A 16,669-nucleotide genomic window follows, 5' to 3' on the forward strand; every position below is an offset into this window, starting at 1 on the left:
ACTTATTTTATGTTCAATACGTATGAACCATCTTTATTCTCATATTTATAGACGTATAAATAATATTTACCTGGCTTTGCATTATAAGTTCCTTTAACTACATTGCCTTCATTTTCACCATATGCTACATAGTTATTTAAATCTGATTCATGATGAAGTACCCATGTCATTCCGATATTTTGTTCATTTAGTAGAGAAATATTAATATTTTCCGGCGAGTCAATTTGGAAAGTAAATACATCTACTCTATCACTATTATGTAGCGTTCCTTTCACCGGTGTATGAAAGTTAACTTTATTTGCCTGTCTAGGCTCATTATTTGGTTCATTTTCTGTTACTTGTAATTCATTCCCACCGTTTGGTTTTCTTTGTTCATAGCCTAAGTTTACTAGTATAGACTTCAAATCTGGTAAAACACCAATTTTATCTGCATATGGATCTTTAGATTTTGTTCCTGTGCTCTGGTTGCTTAATATTGCTCTTAGTTCACTAGGTCTATATGGTTGTCCTAAATTTTCTTTAGCAATGCTTTGTACTAAAGTCGCTGCCCCAGCAATAATTGGCGAAGCACTAGATGTTCCGCTAAAGCTTGAAGTATAAAGATTTACAGCACTTCTACTTTGTTCAGCTGTAGTTGTATCTACATTTTCTCCCCATCCGTACACATCAATACGGCTTCCATAATTCGAAAACCACATACGTTCATGAGGGAAAGATGAAGAGCCAGCGCCTACCATAATTGCACCCGAATCTTTAAAATCTTTACTATTACGATTTAAGACTTGCTTACCTTTTCTATCTTTGAACTGGTCTAAATCATTCCACCCATTTGCTCCAGCCTCTATAATTACAATCCCTTTATCTGTACCAGCACGAATTGCATCAAAAATATCTGGTTGTACTTCAACAGGTAAATATTTTTCACCATATCCATCAAAGGATGCTTGCGCCTCTAATAATAAAACATCCCCAGCTTCTAACTGATTTACAGCGCTTAATATTGCATCAGCCGTATTATACTGTCCGTTATCTCTTATTTGAGAGATAACCTTTGCTTTCGCTTTTGGCGCAATCCCAATATTCCCGACTTCATTGTCCTCAGAGGATACAATTCCTAGTACAGACGTCCCATGACCGACATGCTGATCTATATTTCTTCCAGACATTAATTCAATATTTTGATGTAATAAATCCTCATGATTTAATAGCCATCCGTATTCCATATCAACAAAAGTAATACCATTTCCATTACCGCCTTGAATTCCCCAGGCGAAAGGCGCATTAATACCGTATGGGGCTGCTTCAAGATAACCTTGTTTTTTAAATCTAGGATTGTTATTAGGATTAAGAGCTACACTTGATGATTGCACTTCAGGTGGCATTATTTTCTCTTGTTTCTTCATATACGCATCTTCTATTAAAGAAGATGCCTTTAACTTATCTACTATTTCTTCTTCATACCCACTATTTTGATTTTGAAGAATATAGTAGTTTAATAGACTTGTAGATACATGATTAGGTGCTTTCACTTCAAGGTTTTGTATTTGTTCCGGGCTTACAGATGTGAATAAACGAGTAAATGTTACATCTGGATATTCTGTCAAAAGATCTTTTATTACTTTATCATTCGTTTGAGATTGTATTTGTTTTTCAATACCATCTTCATATGGCAAATCCAAATCCGCTTTAAATTTTACAATGATTTGCTTATCTGTTTCTTGTTCTATCCCTAATTTACTCTGCTGTTCTATAGAATCAGCATATACACTATTGATAGTGCCTCCTGTTCCTAAAAGTGTTGTAATGATTACAGTTGACGCACACATTTTTTGAAATATTTTCATTACATCAATCCTCCTATTAATAATTATTAATCATTATATTAATCTATAATGATTAATTCTATAACGTATTCCCTTTCTACTAAATAGATTATAGTAATCAGAAATATGAACTTCAATGTATTTTCATATGCAATATTTCATATTCTGACTCTACACTAAACGAATATGAAACTTATAGTGATTATTTATTTTATATGTGCTAATATACTTACATTAATATATTACGCATATACACATTTCAAACTACATTACTTAATCGTTTCACCTTAATTTTTTCTTAGGAGGATTTACAATGAAATTACTAAAACTAAAACATATAATTCCTTTATCTGCGGCCGCAATTACATTCGTATGTAGTCAAAGTACAGCTGAAGCTTCTACCATTCATACAGTTAAAAAGAACGATACACTTTGGGGCATTAGTAAACAATACGGAGTTTCAATACAATCCATTAAACAGGCTAATAATAAAGGAAACGATAAAACCTTTATTGGCGAACAGTTACATATTCCAGGGTCCGTGAAATCAAATGAAATCACTGTTCCTCAAAATGCCAAGCCTGCGAACATTTCTGAACAAATTATTTATCAAGTACAACCGGGAGATTCATTAGAAACGATAGCAAAGCGTTACAATGTCACTGTCCAATCTATAAAACAAATGAACAATACAGTCGGAAACAAGCTTTATACAGGACAACATTTAAAAATCAACTCAAGTATTTCACAAAAAGAAAAAGACTTAATGGCACGCTTAGTTACCGCTGAAGCAGGTGGCGAATCCTATAAAGGAAAAGTAGCAGTAGCCAAAGTTATACTAAATCGTGTAAATGCAAAAGGTTTTCCAAATACAATAACAGGCGTTATTTATGAACCTATTAAATACGGATATGCATTTACTCCTGTTACAGATGGAAGAATTAATCAACCTGCAAGTGCAGAAGCAAAAATGGCTGTAGAAGAGGCTATCTCCACAAATGGAGTAGATTCAGACTGGATTTATTTCTACAATCCAAAAACATCAACGGACAAGTGGATTACGACACGTCAAACAGTAGCAGTAATTGGTAATCATGTGTTTGCTAAATAAGATTTAAAATCATTAACAGACCTCTTCACTTAAAAGGTCTGTTTTTTTCTATGTAAGATGTTATTAATCATATGACATAGTTATTTTTTAAACTGTTTCTTCTTTCAAATAAAAATTTTTGTATTTACTCCACCACTCGTAGAAATTAATAAAGCATCAAGTTCAAAAACTCCCACTTTATTAATAAAAGCTATTTCTTAACTTCATAAAATTGTTATACACTAGAAAAATAAAAAACAAACTATTCGTTAGCAGGTGGAAGAATATGTATGATGTTACGATTATCGGCGCTGGAGTAAGTAGCATTTTTATGGCTTATTCACTAGCTAAAAGTAACAAAAAAGTTTTAATTCTTGATAAAGGTAAAGCGCTAGAAGATCGCCATTGTCCTTTAGACGAAGGAAAAGTGTGTAATTGTACTACATGTGATAAATATTTCGGGTTTGGTGGTTTAGGCAAATCTGAAGGGAAATTTAATTATACAAACGGATTTGGCGGAGAACTTGAGAAAAAAGTCGGTAAAGAGGGTTTTATACAACTCATGGCTGAAGTAGATGAAATTCTATGTCAGTTTGGTGGAAGTTCGGTTTCAAAATATTCTACTGAAAATTCAAGTCTCACTAAGAGAGCTGAAGCGTGTGGTTTACAAATGCTAACAACAGAAGTAAGACATCTTGGTACTACACTTTCCAGTAACATTTTTCAGCAGCTCTATGAATTTTTACTGACGAAAATAAAGATCCAATTTCATATAGATGTACAACATATTCTGAAACAGGAAGATCATTTTACAATAGATACAAATCAAGGAACAGTTCAAACTACGCAACTAGTATTTGCAACTGGGCGCTCTGGGGCCGATTGGTTAAAAGAAATGTGCAGTTCCCTAAATATTTCTCAGGAGCAAACACGTGTAGATTTAGGAATTAGAGTAGAAATGAAAGAACATCAATTACGTTCTATATTAAAAGATACTTTTGAAACAAAACTTTCTTATCAAGGTGAGCATTTCACAGCAACTACTTACTGTATGAATCCAAAAGGACGCATCATTCGAAAGTACGAAGAAGGTTTAGTTATGCCTGACGGTCAAAATTTTCGAGAGCAAGGAACTGGCACTTCTAATTTAAATTTCACTTTATTTATTCCTAGCTATTTTCCAACTCTCAAAGAAGCAAATGTATACGCAAGTTCAATTATTAAAGGCATTAACCAAGGACGAGATCGGATTGTTATACAGCGCTTAGAGGACTTACTAAAGAAACAACCTACGGTGGAAAACATCATGGAACATAGCCGTATACAGCCTACACTACAGGGGGATTATGGAGATTTGAATCAAGAAATTCCTCAATTATATATTGAAGGGCTCAAAGAATTTTTATTACGTTTAGAACAATTTATACAAGAACCTATTGATCAACATACTTTACTATATGGAATTGATGGAAAGTTCTATGCTCCTACGATAAAAATTAATAATCATTTTGAAACTAGTATACATGGGCTATTTTTAATTGGAGATTGTTCAGGCGTTACGCATTCATTATCTCAAGCAGCTGCAAGTGGTCTGTATGTTGGAAAGTACTTATCTGACATTTAATTTCTATCATTAAAATGTCAGTCAAATATTTTCAATTTCAAAACACTTTACTTACATATAGTAAAATTATATTAATAAAACCCCTATCCTTCCCTGCTAATAATTAACCGACAAAAAATCGGGATTTTACAAAATACATATGTAATATAACTGTATATTTAAAACGATTGACATTCAATTCTAATAAATTGAATGTCAACAGTTTTAAAAGTCTCTATCCATTTTCACTTTTATTTGTTCGATATTTTGTAACATCATCATAGTGTTTAATATGGTAGGATGTCTATAAGTCAATTTCACTACAACTATGACTTGTTCTGCCCGTTTCTCAAAAAGAGTTATATTTATGCTACTACGCTTTAAAAATCCCCATTGTATATATATGAATACTTCAAATTATTCCCTTTAGAAAACAAAGTCTAAATGGTTCATTACACTCTAATAGTTATAAAAACATAATATATAACTTTAGTTAAATAAATTATATAAAGAAGGTGTAAAAATGAAGAACAAAATAAATTTACAAATGCAAAATATAAGTTTTGTTATAATAATGGCTTTAGCGGTATGGTTAAAAACATATCTTATTACGCGATTCAGTTTTGATTTAAAAATCGAGTCTTCAACGCAAGAGCTCATTTTGTTTATTAGCCCTCTAGCCGCATCATTAGCATTTGTTGGATTAGCATTATTTGCAACTGGTGAAAAGCGAAATTATATAGCGCTCTGTATTAATTTCTTATTAACAATCGTGCTTGTTGGAAATGTAATGTTCTATGATTTTTATAGTGATTTCGTTACATTACCAGTACTTGGACAAACCTCAAACTTCGGCCAATTAGGCGGCAGTATTATAGAAATATTAAACTACAAAATTATACTCGCATTCGTAGACATTGTTTTCTTCTTTATTTTATTAAAAAAGAAATCATTGGTCTTTAAAACAGAACGTGTAAATCATTCTACGCGCTTGTTATACTTTCTTTTAACGATTGGTGTATTCTTTGCGAATCTACATCTTGCAGAAAAAGAGCGCCCTGAATTATTAACAAGATCATTCGACCGAGTCATGCTTGTCAAAAATTTAGGCTTATATACTCACCAAGTATATGACTTAACACTGCAAGTAAAAGCTGGGTCACAAAAAGCACTTGCTGATAGTAGTAAATTACAAGAAACTGAAAACTACGTAAAAGCAAATCAAAGCGAGCCAAACCCTAATATGTTTGGTGCAGCGAAAGGAAAAAACGTAATTGTCGTCACTCTTGAATCCTTGCAGACCTTCTTAATAGGCGCATCAGTGAACGGGCAAGAAGTTACACCATTCCTAAATGAATTCATAAATGAAAGTTATTACTTTGATAACTTTTTCCATCAAACTGGTCAAGGGAAAACATCTGATTCTGAATTTCTAATCGATACGTCGTTGTATCCATTAAATCGAGGAGCTGTATTCTTTACACACGGTAACAATGATTATACTGCAACTCCAGAAATTTTACGTCAGCAAGGTTATTTCACTTCTGTATTTCATGCGAATAACGCAACATTTTGGAATCGTAATATCATGTACTCTGCTCTTGGTTATGATCGTTACTATAATGAGCTTGATTACAAAATTACACCAGAAACAAATTTAAATTGGGGATTAAAAGATATCGAATACTTTGATCAATCAGTAGATATATTAAAAACTGTTAATCAACCATTCTATGCTCGTTTCCTTACTTTAACAAACCATTATCCATTTACGTATGATGAAGATACAAAATTCATTGAACCATACAACTCTGGTAATGGCGTATTTGATCGTTACATCGTAACAGCACGTTACTTAGACGAATCAATTAAAAAATTTATTGAACGTCTAAAGGCCGAGGGGCTTTACGATGATTCTATTATTGTGTTATACGGTGATCATTATGGTATTTCCGAAAAACATAATCGTGCAATGGCACAGTTTTTAGAAAAAGATCAAATAACAGAATTTGATACTTTAAATTTACAACGTACACCTTTATATATTCATATTCCTGGACAAACAGAAGGTCAAACTATTTCAAAGCCTACTGGACAAATCGATATGAAACCTACTATTCTAAATTTATTAGGTGTTGATTCTACGAATGATATTCGTTTTGGCCATGATATGTTTTCAGATGAATATACTGGCTTTGTTGTTTTACGTGATGGTAGCTTCGTTACAGATAAGTATGCATACAAAAACAACACTTTCTACGACCGTATAACAGGTGAAATTGTAGATTTACCAAAAAAAGAAGCTCAAGCCCTCATTAAACGTGCCCAAAATGAATTACGAATGTCTGACAAAATTATTGAAGGCGATTTATTACGCTTCTCAGAAAGTAATAAAATTAAAACTGGCGAAGTACAAACTAAAATTAAAGAAACAGAAAAATAATCTATATGAAAAAGGAGCAACTTATTACAGTTGCTCCTTTTTACTTTCTTATAACACATCAGATTTTTTATTCTACGCTTGTTTCTAAAACTACATCCGCAAAAGTATTATCATCACCTATATTTAAAATCACTTCACATTGACGCAATCTCAATTCAAAGAGCATGATAGAATCATGATAGATTTCAGGATTTGATTTCATCTTATGTAATATCTCTTGTTTTTCTTGTATTTCTAAATGCGTGTTTTCCACAGCTTGCTTTAAAGAGTTAAATGGATTCCTAAAGAATATATTAATATCTCGCTCTTGTGTGTTTTCAAACAGCTCAAATTGCAAGAAAAATTTCTTCATAATAGAAGCCGTTACTTCAGTATAATCTTCATTTTCTACATACTGTTTGTATTTGTTATATAGCATAGATTTATTTTTAGGAAGAACTCCAAACAATTTACCGGCACTTTTCAGTAAAAATTGTGCTGGCGTAAATCGACGTAAAATATTTACTTCATCCATTTGTATTCTAGTCGTCATCCTGTCAGTATCTCTGCGCCAGTCATCAAGCACTTTAAAGTCACATTCTAACTGTATTCTATTTTCTCCAAATAGTGAATTAAGCCCTTCACTAAGTTCTTCTAAATACGTTTGACTTTGAAGAAGCTCATTATTAGAAGTTGCAATCCAATTTTGCATAGAAAGAGCCAGATTAGGTAACACAGTTTGTTCTAAATATTTATGCACTCTTTCATTCATTGCTTTATTTAGTTCCGTATCCATGTGCCCGAAATCACTTTCTTCACTAATTAAATTAGAACAGCTCTTTAATATCTTCGGAATATTTTCAGTAAGATCATTTGTAATTTCAGTCTTCATTGAACGATATGATTGTGTAATGAAATGAATTTTTTCCCTCTCAAATGTAGTAAGGTTATTAATGCTACCGTTTAGTTTCACTAGCATATCTTCATTCCAATTAATAGCATCCACCAGATTATTTTCTTTCTCAACACGTTTATCCAAAAGATATGTAATTGTTTTTCGAATGAAAAATAATAACTTTTCAGTACGTTCTGCATCGATATTTTTATGATTAAAGTTAAAATGAATAAACTCAGTTAAATCATTTAATTGTTGACTACTTGTATATAACGAGGAATAAGGGAAAATTCTCGCATACGGGAAATATGTGTTTATTCTCGTTGCCGTATCATGTAATACCCTTTTCACTTCTGCTTCACTGTAAATGTTATCGATTTTATTTAATAAGAAATGAATTTGTAAATTTGGCGTATGTTCTTGAATACTTAATAGAATGTCACGTTCTTTATCAGTAAAAGGTGAATCCGCATTCAATACGAACAGTAATTCGTCTACAGAATTTAAATATTCGAATATCCCATCTCTAGTGTCGTTATTCCTATTAAAGCCAGGTGTCACTACAAATGTAAGTTTATTTTCATTTAAAAATCTGCATGGTAATTTAAATTCAACACACGCTCTATCTCTATATGTTTGATGGTGCTGAGACATCATATTATGGTAATCAGAGACATCTTCCGTTGTTGTAATTGCTGAGTCTGTTATAGCGTTTATTTCTATATGAGCATCATTTTTTAAAACTACTACATTTGAAATTGATTTTTCTAATATATTTTCTCCTAATATAGAGTTAATAAATGTAGTTTTTCCGTTCCCTGAAGTTCCCGTTACTAAAATACGATTTGTTCTTAAATCTGCGAGCTCGTCAACTAACCATTTAAATCGGTGACCTATTTCTATATTCTGCTTTTGTGCCCACTGTGTAATAGATTCAAAAAGGTGTAAGCTGTACTCTAAGCCATTTACATGATTAATAGAATGTGACAGTAAGTTTTCCGCATGTTCTATATTTGCTGAATCTATTTTGGAAGGGAAAATCTCATCCCATGCCAATACAGCTGCAGATGGAAATACAGCATAAGATGGATTGACTACCTTTAACCAATTTGCTAACAGATTTGGTATGATATCGTTTAATTGTCTAAGCGTATATTGACCTTGAATTAATGCAAAGTACGTTTCTTCGTAAAGAGCAGAAACTTTGTTCCATATATCGGACGAATGTATTTCAATATGTAAGAAAAATTCATTTATTGTGTTAAGCCACAATAAGTAATTTTTTTCATTTTTATAACTGTTCCAGAGTGATGAAACCATTTGCGTAAATTGTACTTGATCTACATTATTTAATGTAGCTAATGCATCATAAAAATAGTCTGGTGAAATATGTTTAGTAAACCCTTTATCGATATATCCTTTTAACACCTCAAACCAAGGATACGATTCTATGCGAATTAACTCATTCACAGCAAGCTCTACTGCACTATCAAAATCTTGCTGTTCCTCATAAAAGGAACGGGCAATTTTTGTGACATTCGGATAATCAGGATTTAAAGAAACTGCTTCTTTAATAACACCGAAAGCTGAGTCAAAATTATTTTGCTCAATGTAAAGAGAAAGTAATTGTAGTCTAATTTCGGTCATCAATATTTTATTATCAGTAGTAATAGAAGTATAAATATTTTCAGCAAATGATAACTGATTCAGTTCGAAATAAGCATCCGCAATATTTTTTTGTGCCCATGGTGCTAATTCATTACTAACCTTCTCCCATTTAAAAATAGCTGCTTCAAAATCTTGATGACGATAATAAAATTCACCTTGTGCAAAACGAATATAAGACCCATCAGAAATCTCATTTTTTTCTTCGTTTACATAAGCTTGTCCAAGTACGTCAAGAGTTGGTTTTGTTTCATTCTCCATTAGGAATGTTTCATAATACATCTTTTTTATTAATTGTTTTTCTAATCTCATCTTTTCCCCCACTATATCTTGAAAATACATTTTTAAGATATGTCAATACTTTTTGTATGTATGCTTTTTATCTTAACAAAGAATATCTTTTGGAAAATTTCATTTTCCTTTCATTTTTCAAGTTAGATTGAATTTTTATGAGAAAAGTTTCAGTTTTTTTTCAATTACCTTTCAGTTATGAAACAGCATTAAATGTTCCTAATAACCTAATAACACTATAATATTCCACATTATATTATCAAGAAAACCCCATATAAACCATATTATAAAAACAATCTATATTGAATTTATATACATAATTAACTGTGCTGTCAAACAAAAAAAACAACAATAGGAGCCAACAGCTATTCATACCATTTCTTTCTCAAATTGTTTTCCTTTAAAATGTTTCAGTAGTTATGTAATTAAATTCCATTAACCTATATAAATAACTAGTCCAAAAAATATCTATATGCATATCATGTTATAGTAAAGAATTTAGGAGATCCTAAAAGGAGGCATTTTCATGTTTGAAGATAAATCTAAAATAAATTACCCATATGAATTTACTGAAACTACAACAGTTCCTCTAAAGAACCCCATTGATAAAAAATTCAAGAACGGCACAGGTACACATAACTTCCCAATTAAGAAGCACTATAAAGAGCAAGTTCTATACACTGAAAAAATTAATAATAATAAAAATAAGTAATTGTATAGATCTTTATAACAATTAGCTAAATAAGAAGCAACATTCAACCATGCATAGTTATTTAGTTAGTAATGATACAATTCATGCACATTTTAAAAAGTGCTGTATACAGCGCTTTTTTATACATAGATAAATTTAAGCTAACACAACCAAGAAATAAACGGTAAAATTACTCCACCATATTCTCGTTTAACTATTAAATCTACATATGAAAAGGGAGCAACAGTAAATGTTGCTCCCTTTTGAAATATAATTTATTCACTCTACATAACCCTCTTAAACATCTTCTCCAACTCATAAGTAGAATGATGCACAAGAATCGGTCTTCCGTGTGGGCATGTGTATGGGTTTGTTGTTGTACGTAATTCTTCCAGTAAGGCAAATATTTGATCGTTCGTTAAATATTGATTCGCTTTAATGGATGCTTTACAGCTCATCATGATGGCTGCTTCTTCACGTAACTTTTTAATATCCACTTTTTTTAGTTTGACAACTTGCTCCATCATTTCATCGATAATTTCTGTTTCTTGTCCTTTCGGGAACCATGTTGGATGCGAGCGGACGATAAAGGATTGATGGCCGAATTGTTCTAAAAATAGCCCAACTTTTTTTAGTTCTTCTAACTGTTCTTCGACACGTAAAAATTCAGTAAGAGATAGATCAATACGGTACGGTACAAGTAACTCTTGTACTTCTTGCGCTACCCTTCCTACTTTATCACGGAAGTATTCATAATTAATACGTTCCTGCGCGGCATGCTGGTCAATCATATATAAGCCTTTATCATTTTGAGCGAAAATATATGTTCCATGCATTTGTCCAATTGGATAAAGCGGTGGTAAGTCATTCCCGTTCATTTCAATCTCTTTTATTTCCCGAACTTCTTCTTCTAATTCCTCTAGTTCAAAATCCTCTTCATTACTGTCCCACGATTTCTCTTCTTGAATTGGTTCTTCGATTATCGGTTTAGTGGATGGTTGCCAACTTTGTTCTTCTCTTATGAGCGACTGTGGTGGTTGCCATTCTTGTTTCGGCGGTTGCCACAGTTGTGGTGGCTGTTTCACAGCCTGCGGTTCTTCTTGTTTTGCATCCATGCCAGTTGGTAAAACAATGTCCGGCATAGATGGTTCTTTCGGCTTCGCATGCTCAAACTGGAACTGTTCTTGCACACTTTCGTCTTTTTCTTTTTTCTTCGTTGTTACGCCTGCATCTGGAATGAGCTGTATTTTTTTAAATGCAGCTTGCAATGTTTCTTCGATCAGCTTTAGCAATTCTTGTTCTTTACTAAAACGAACCTCTAACTTCGCTGGATGTACGTTAACGTCAACTAGCATTGGATCCATTTCAATCGATAAGAAGCCAATTGGATACCGGCCAACTGGCAGTAATGTATGGTAGCCTTGCTGAATTGCTTTCATTAGTACAAAGTTTCGAACGTAACGACCATTTACGATCGTTGACATATAATTACGAGATGCTCTCGTTACTTCTGGTAATGTTACATAGCCTTTAATTGTAAAGTCTAAAGATTCAGCTTCAATTGGAACAAGCTTCTTCGCAACTTGAATACTGTAAATCGATGCAAGTACTTGTCTTACATCACCGTTACCTGATGTATGAAGCAATTTCTTTTCATTATGAAACAGTTTTAACGATACTTCTGGATGTGACATTGCAATACGATACACGATATCTGTAATATTCCCGAGCTCCGTATGAATGGTTTTCATATATTTAAGACGCGCTGGTGTATTAAAGAATAAGTTTTGTACTGTAATATCTGTTCCTTTTCGGCTCGCAGTCTTCTCTTGCTTTATAATGTCTCCACCTTTAATTATGAGGTGTGTACCAGGCGCATCACCTGTGCTAGTAATTAATTCTAATTCACTAACAGAGGCAATACTCGGCAATGCCTCACCGCGGAAACCGAGTGTTCTTATGCGAAACAGATCGTTTTCATCTTTAATTTTACTCGTCGCATGGCGTTCAAAAGCGACGATACAGTCTTCTTCTGCAATACCATCACCGTTATCAATGATACGAATTTTCGATAACCCAGCTTCTTCTAAGTGGATTTCAATAGATGTACTATTCGCATCGATAGAATTTTCCACAAGTTCTTTTACGACTGAAGCAGGGCGCTCTACTACTTCCCCTGCCGCAATTAAGTTAGAGAGTTGGTCATCGAGTTTGCGAATTTTCCCCATCTACTTACTCATCCTTTCTTTAACTTTTTCTGTAAGCGATACAATTCGTTCATCGCTTCTAAAGGTGTCATATCAAGTAAATCGATTTTTTTAATTTGCGCCAATACTGCTGTTTCTTTTTGATCTAGCAGAGGTTTGTCTTGTTTCTTCGAAGACTGTTCTCCTCCAAAGAAAGATAGTTGCGATTCTTCTTCAGTCTCTACTTTCGTTTCCTGTATTTCTGCTATTTCCTCTTTTACAACTACAGGTTCTGGAGCAGCTTCTTGTACTTTCACTTCTACTCGTTTTGGAATAATAATTTCTTCCTGTCCTTCTAGCTGTGCTAACACTTCTTTCGCGCGGGCGATTAAGCTATCTGGAAGCTCTGCAAGTTGCGCAACGTGAATTCCGTAACTTTTATCTGCTGCCCCGTCTTGAATTTTATGAAGGAATACTACTTTTCCATTCTCTTCAATTGCTGAAACGTGTACATTTTTCAGTTGATCTAAACTCTCTTCTAACACCGTTAATTCGTGATAATGCGTAGAGAATAACGTTTTTGCACCAATTTGGTCATGAATATGTTCAATAATTGCTTGTGCAAGTGCCATACCATCATAGGTAGATGTACCGCGTCCAATTTCATCGAATAAAATTAAACTTCTTTCTGATGCGTTTGCAATTGCATTTTTCGCTTCTAACATTTCGACCATAAATGTACTTTGACCTGATATTAAATCATCCGCTGCACCAATTCTCGTAAAGATTTGATCAAATACAGGTAATACTGCTTCTGTTGCTGGTACGAAACAACCGATTTGCGACATAACCGTTACAAGTGCTAATTGTCTCATATACGTACTTTTACCAGACATGTTCGGCCCTGTAATTAAAAAGACATCCATATTCTCTGGCATAATACAATCATTCGGTACATACAATTTCCCGTTCAATACTTTTTCAACGACAGGATGACGACCATCTTTAATAAAGATTTCGCGCTTCGTTGTCAGTACAGGTTTTACAAACTGTTCTTCTTCACTAACTGTCGCAAAACTTTGCAGTACGTCTAATTCACTAATTACTTTCGCTAAATGTTGTAATTTCGGAATAAATACTTTTACTTCTTCACGAAGTGCTGTAAATAAATCGTATTCTAGCTGTACAATTTTTTCTTCAGCTTCTAAGATTAACGTTTCTTTTTCTTTCAGTTCATCTGTAATGAAACGTTCAGCATTAGCAAGCGTCTGTTTACGTTCATAGCGACCTTCTGGAAGTGCTGCAAGATTCGCTTTCGTTACTTCAATGTAGTAACCGAAAATACGGTTGTATCCGATTTTTAACGATTTAATTCCAGTAATATCACGTTCTCTTTTTTCAAGCTCAGCAATCCACGTTTTCCCGTTTTTACTCACGTAACGATATTGATCAAGCTTGTCATTATACCCATCTTTAATAATATCTCCATCTTTAATTGAAAGCGGTGGGTTTTCTTGAATACTTCTTCCTAGTAATTCTGTTAAGCTTTCACATGGATCTGCACCTTGAATTAATCTCGATGCATAAGCGTTATCTAACAAACTAATTGCTTCTAAAATAGCTGGCACTTGAAGTAATGAACGTCTTAATTGTAATAAGTCTCTTGCATTTACGTTACCAAATGCAACTTTTCCTGCTAAGCGTTCTAAATCATATACTTCTTTTAACTTTTCTTTTAAATCTTCACGTAAGAAGTAATCATTTACAAACGTTTCAACCATTTCTAAACGCTCTTCAATTCTTTCTTTCTGTATAAGTGGACGTTCCATCCACTGTTTTAACATACGACCACCCATAGCTGTTTTCGTCTTGTCCAATAACCATAATAGTGATCCTGTTTTTTCTTTCGTCCGAAGTGTTTCTGTCAGTTCTAAGTTTCGCTTTGAATGTACATCAATTTTCATAAATTGATTCGTATAATAAATTTCTACTGGTTGCAAATGATCTAAAGAACGTTTTTGCGTTCTTATTACATAGTTAAATAAACGTCCAACTGCTTTAATTAATTTTGCTTGTGAAACATTTTTCACAAGATGTTCTAATCCTTCCGGAATTGCCGTTGCATCTTCATACGAAATCGTCATTTTCAATGTTTCAGTTAACTTGTTTAGTTCATCTTTAGAAAATGAAGAATCAACAACAATTTCTTTCGAACCAGTTGCATACACTTCTAATAAAATATCTTCTACTGAACCAGTCAGTAACGTTACTGTATTTTGTCCAGTCGTTAAGTCGTTACAAGCTAATGCATATGATCCATCTTCAAAATGTGTTAATGCGGCTAAGAAGTTGTTTTCTTTCTCATCAATTGTACGCCCTTCCATCATCGTTCCTGGCGTAATTAATTGTACTACTTCACGACGTACTACACCTTTAGCTGTTTTCGGATCTTCTACTTGCTCACAAACAGCTACTTTATATCCTTTTTCAACAAGTTGTTCAATATAGTTTTTAGCCGCATGATATGGTACACCGCACATTGGTATACGTTCACTACTACCACCATCTCGGCTCGTCAATGTAATTTCAAGTTCATGGGCTGCTTTAACAGCATCCTCAAAGAACATTTCATAAAAATCGCCTAAGCGAAAAAATAAAAAGGCATCTTGATAATCTGCCTTAACCTTTAAATATTGCTGTATCATAGGCGTATATTGAGTCATACTTTTCCTCCATAATTCTTACATGATAATCTATTTTCATATATGTCGCATTTCACGGACACTCTTATCTCCTATTTCAGGAGTCTTTCTTCATTATAACATATTTCATAAAGAATCATGTTCATTCAGCGCCACTTATGTAAAGTAAAAAGCTAGGAAGAACTTCTCCCTAGCTTTCTATTACTCTTCTTCTGCATCAACGATAAAGTTCGGATCTAATTCTTCAAATTCATCATCAGCAATTTGGAAATCATCATCTGATTCTACGCAGCCTTCAGGATTTACACTTACACAAATTTTCGTTTCTCCAACTACTTCTGTTACAAATTCACGTTCTACAGTTACAACAATTTTATTACCATTTGGTGATACAAGTGCTTCTAAACAATTTGGCGGCTGAATAACACGAGCAATAATTTCTAAATCGTCACCAGAAAAGTTTTTATCACGATAACCAATACTTACTTCGTCCGTGTAGTTCACACGTTCTGTTACAACTTCAGTCTTTGTATTTCCATCAAATGAATACCAAGTGTTCACATCATAGAAACCTTCAATTTCCACATGTTTTCCATTCTTTCTTGCTTCGTACGAGTGGTTAATTACCCAGCACCCTAAAATACTTGTTGGCTCATTATTCGATTCACATGTATGCGTTGACTTTGTATACTTACGTCCTTTTCCAACCACTGCTTTTGTAATAATCTCTCTAAATTCGGACATTCGTAACCCTCCTCAATCACTATTCACTTAATCATATGCGTGACAATAGCGGAATGTGTCATTCTTTTTTTTGAGAAGACCTTACGTTTAATCCACAAAAAAAGAGATGTCAATATGACATCTCTTTAACAACCACAATTTCCTTTTTTACTTTCTACTGCTGCGCCAGTTTCACCCTTTAGTACATCGCCACCAGTTGAAATTAATATTTCATCTGTTACGTTGTTAGAAATTGTACTAGCAACTAACTGTAATAAGTCATTTACGTATGTTTGTGAAGATTTAAATTGTTGTACGACTGGAATACTGTCTAACTTATCTTGCAATGCATCAATTTCAGCTTCTACCTTTTTTAAAGCTTCCCATTTCCCGTAATGTTGCAAGTTTACTGCTTGTTTTTGCAGTGCTTTAATTTCATCGATTGCGCGCTTTACATTTTCATTTTTATGAATTTGCGCCTCTGCTTTCTTAAAAAAATCAACTTCTTCTGTTTCAGAAATCATTTTTGCTAATTCTTTCGCTTGTTCAACAATGTCATCTTTCGAATATACTTTCAT

General features: G+C 33.4%; 10 protein-coding genes. 4 read left to right on the top strand and 6 right to left on the bottom strand.

What is annotated here, in order from left to right:
- Window positions 1–2: 2 nt before the first annotated feature.
- On the bottom strand, window positions 3–1,844 hold the full coding sequence (locus tag V7S45_RS18390; protein WP_088343831.1) for a S8 family serine peptidase: 1,842 nt from the start codon (window positions 1,842–1,844) through the stop codon (window positions 3–5).
- A 292-nt stretch (window positions 1,845–2,136) separates the two neighbouring features.
- On the opposite strand from V7S45_RS18390, the gene V7S45_RS18395 reads away from it, so the two are divergent.
- The 3 genes from V7S45_RS18395 to V7S45_RS18405 all read left to right on the top strand — a co-directional run bounded on the left by V7S45_RS18395 (window position 2,137) and on the right by V7S45_RS18405 (window position 6,959).
- Complete coding sequence (locus tag V7S45_RS18395) at window positions 2,137–2,934, top strand: cell wall hydrolase (protein ID WP_000771172.1); 798 nt, start codon at window positions 2,137–2,139, stop codon at window positions 2,932–2,934.
- A gap of 265 nt (window positions 2,935–3,199) precedes the next feature.
- A complete protein-coding gene (locus tag V7S45_RS18400) occupies window positions 3,200–4,537 on the top strand; it encodes an NAD(P)-binding protein (protein ID WP_000272399.1) in 1,338 nt (445 codons plus the stop codon).
- A gap of 502 nt (window positions 4,538–5,039) precedes the next feature.
- Window positions 5,040–6,959: an LTA synthase family protein gene (locus V7S45_RS18405; protein ID WP_000791023.1), complete on the top strand. Its 1,920-nt coding sequence runs from the start codon at window positions 5,040–5,042 to the stop codon at window positions 6,957–6,959.
- Between the two features lie 67 nt (window positions 6,960–7,026).
- Here the strand turns inward: V7S45_RS18405 and V7S45_RS18410 are convergent, their stop codons facing one another.
- Window positions 7,027–9,810, bottom strand: a complete 2,784-nt coding sequence (locus V7S45_RS18410; protein ID WP_025688904.1) for a dynamin family protein — start codon at window positions 9,808–9,810, stop codon at window positions 7,027–7,029.
- Between the two features lie 505 nt (window positions 9,811–10,315).
- Between V7S45_RS18410 and V7S45_RS18415 the strand changes: the two genes are divergently transcribed.
- Window positions 10,316–10,501 carry a hypothetical protein gene (locus tag V7S45_RS18415; RefSeq protein ID WP_000461138.1) on the top strand — a complete coding sequence of 62 codons (186 nt, stop codon included), beginning with the start codon at window positions 10,316–10,318 and terminating at the stop codon, window positions 10,499–10,501.
- A gap of 263 nt (window positions 10,502–10,764) precedes the next feature.
- Here the strand turns inward: V7S45_RS18415 and mutL are convergent, their stop codons facing one another.
- The 4 genes from mutL to V7S45_RS18435 all read right to left on the bottom strand — a co-directional run bounded on the left by mutL (window position 10,765) and on the right by V7S45_RS18435 (window position 16,669).
- Complete coding sequence (gene mutL / locus V7S45_RS18420) at window positions 10,765–12,708, bottom strand: DNA mismatch repair endonuclease MutL (protein ID WP_000516465.1); 1,944 nt, start codon at window positions 12,706–12,708, stop codon at window positions 10,765–10,767.
- Between the two features lie 8 nt (window positions 12,709–12,716).
- Window positions 12,717–15,389, bottom strand: coding sequence for a DNA mismatch repair protein MutS (gene mutS, locus V7S45_RS18425; RefSeq protein ID WP_000196026.1), 2,673 nt, complete (start codon window positions 15,387–15,389; stop codon window positions 12,717–12,719).
- Between the two features lie 180 nt (window positions 15,390–15,569).
- On the bottom strand, window positions 15,570–16,112 hold the full coding sequence (cotE, locus tag V7S45_RS18430; RefSeq protein WP_001288799.1) for an outer spore coat protein CotE: 543 nt from the start codon (window positions 16,110–16,112) through the stop codon (window positions 15,570–15,572).
- Between the two features lie 125 nt (window positions 16,113–16,237).
- Window positions 16,238–16,669 carry a RicAFT regulatory complex protein RicA family protein gene (locus V7S45_RS18435; RefSeq protein ID WP_000870461.1) on the bottom strand — a complete coding sequence of 144 codons (432 nt, stop codon included), beginning with the start codon at window positions 16,667–16,669 and terminating at the stop codon, window positions 16,238–16,240.

It is taken from the genome of Bacillus sp. BR3(2024), from assembly GCF_039134555.1.
In the GTDB taxonomy this organism is placed as follows: Bacteria; Bacillota; Bacilli; order Bacillales; family Bacillaceae_G; genus Bacillus_A; species Bacillus_A cereus.